The sequence below is a fragment of the Kitasatospora putterlickiae genome (assembly GCF_039527695.1).
In the GTDB taxonomy this organism is placed as follows: domain Bacteria; phylum Actinomycetota; class Actinomycetes; order Streptomycetales; family Streptomycetaceae; genus Kitasatospora; species Kitasatospora putterlickiae.
Map to the genome: position 1 here is coordinate 62,965 of NZ_BAAAKJ010000021.1, position 1,819 is coordinate 64,783.

3 protein-coding genes are annotated in these 1,819 nt (G+C 71.7%); 1 reads left to right on the forward strand and 2 read right to left on the reverse strand.

All coding sequences use genetic code 11. The features are described 5' to 3' along the window. On the reverse strand, nucleotides 1–592 hold a 592-nt coding region (locus tag ABD308_RS02810), incomplete at its 3' end, for a Uma2 family endonuclease (RefSeq protein ID WP_344324946.1). Nucleotides 593–699: 107 nt separating this feature from the next. Continuing rightward, nucleotides 700–927, reverse strand: coding sequence for a hypothetical protein (locus ABD308_RS02815; protein WP_344324949.1), 228 nt, complete (start codon nucleotides 925–927; stop codon nucleotides 700–702). Between the two features lie 184 nt (nucleotides 928–1,111). Between ABD308_RS02815 and ABD308_RS02820 the strand changes: the two genes are divergently transcribed. Beyond that, nucleotides 1,112–1,807 carry an RraA family protein gene (locus tag ABD308_RS02820; RefSeq protein ID WP_425554676.1) on the forward strand — a complete coding sequence of 232 codons (696 nt, stop codon included), beginning with the start codon at nucleotides 1,112–1,114 and terminating at the stop codon, nucleotides 1,805–1,807. Nucleotides 1,808–1,819 lie beyond the last annotated feature (12 nt).

The window sequence follows — 1,819 nt, forward strand, 5'->3', positions numbered from 1 at the left end:
AGAGGAACTCCTTGGTGTCCAGCTCGAAACCGAAGGGCGCGGGAAGGGCGAGCGGCTCACCGAACGCCGCGATGTGCACCTCGGTGTACTCGTCGCGCTTCGGCTGGGAGAAGAGGCTGACCTGGGACTTCTCGCGGTCGATGAGCAGGTACAGCGGGATCGCGGCACGGGCGTAACAGTGCCGTTTGGCGATCCGGTCATGGTCGGGCTTGCTGGAGGTCACCTCGGCCACCATCGCCACACCGTCCGGCTCCATCCAGGACGGGGCGCCGCGGAACAGGCGCAACTCCTTCGGAGCGAAGGTGGCGTCCGGGATGACGTGGTTCTTCGGGCAGAGCCCGCCGCTGACGAGTCGGAGGCCCTTTCCCCCCGAAACCTGCATGTGGACCGTGGACTTCGCCTTCACCTGGTCGATCAGCAGGTCGATGTAGTCCTCGTGATCGCCGTCCGGCGGTGATGCCACGATGATCTCTCCCTCGATGAGCTCGGCCCGGAAGCCTTCGGGGGAGTGCAGGCTGAGGAAGCTCTCCAGCAGGATGTCCTCCTGTGACGGGGAGCCCGCGATCGGTTTCTCATGCGCCACAGCACTCATGATGCCCCTCCTTCTGGTGGGCGTCACGCTAACGGGGGGTTGAGCGGCGGTATGCCGTGCGCGGTGGGTTTTCACCCGATGGTGTGAGGCGATGAGCCGGTGTGGGTTCAGGAGCCGCCGCCGTGGATCAGGCGGAGGGCGGGTCTGGTGGGCTTCGTCGGGGGGTCGGGCGACGGGTCCAGGTCGGGGAAGGCGCGGCGGGCCATGGCGCGCAGTTGGGCCTTGCGGTCGTCGTCGGCTTCGTCGGCGTCGGGGTAGAAGGCGAGGCACTGGGCTCCGGTGGCCTCGTCCTCCCAGGTGTAGCTGCGGTAGTTCGGCGGCTGTTCTTCGCGCACGGGGACCTCCGGGTCGTCGGGGGACCCCACCGTAGGCGACCGGTCGGTGCCGGTGGAGGGGACGCGAGGTCGGAGGGGTGGCGGGGCCTCGCCGGACGCGCCGGTTTTTCACCCGATGGAGTGAAGGTGGTTCGGCGTAGGATCCGGGAGATGGTGAACTCGGGGGCGGCCGGGAGGAGTTGGCATGGTGGTGAAACGGTTCGCGGAGTTGTCGACGCCGTTGGTGGCGGACGCGTGCGTGCGGGTGGGGGTGGCGGTGCGGGTGGCGCCGGCGGGGGTGCGGGGGGTGGTGCCGGGGAGCCGGGTGGCCGGGCGGGTGCTGCCGGTGCGGCACTACGGGAGCGTGGACGTGTTCCTGGAGGCGTACGGCGCGGCCGGGCCCGGGGACGTCGTGGTGATCGACAACGGCGGGCGGACCGACGAGGCGTGCGTCGGGGACCTCGCGGTGCTGGAGGCGCGGGCCGCCGGGGCCGCCGGGGTGGTGGTGTGGGGGCTGCACCGGGACACCCCGGAGCTGGTGGAGATCGGGCTGCCGGTGTTCAGCTACGGCAGCCTGCCGCTCGGGCCGCTGCGGCTGGACGGGCGGGAGCCGGAGGCGCTGACCAGCGCCCGGTTCGGGCCGCACCTGGTGGGCGTCGAGGACGTGGTGTTCGCGGACGCCGACGGGGTGCTGTTCGTGCCCGGCGCCCGGCTGGACGAGGTGCTGGAGGCCGCGGCCGGCATCGCCCGCACCGAGCGCGCCCAGGCGGAGCGGATCCGCGCGGGTGACACGCTGCGCCGGCAGACCGCGTTCGACGAGTACCTGGAGCGCCGCGCCGCCGACCCGGAGTACAGCTTCCGGCGGCACCTGCGGAGGGTCGGCGGGGCGATCGAGGAGTGAGGGGACGACGGG

Bases quoted from the DNA above. Each gene is read 5' to 3' on its own strand.
- ABD308_RS02820 (WP_425554676.1), top strand. From the start codon at position 1,112: ATGGTGGTGAAACGGTTCGCGGAGTTGTCGACGCCGTTGGTGGCGGAC.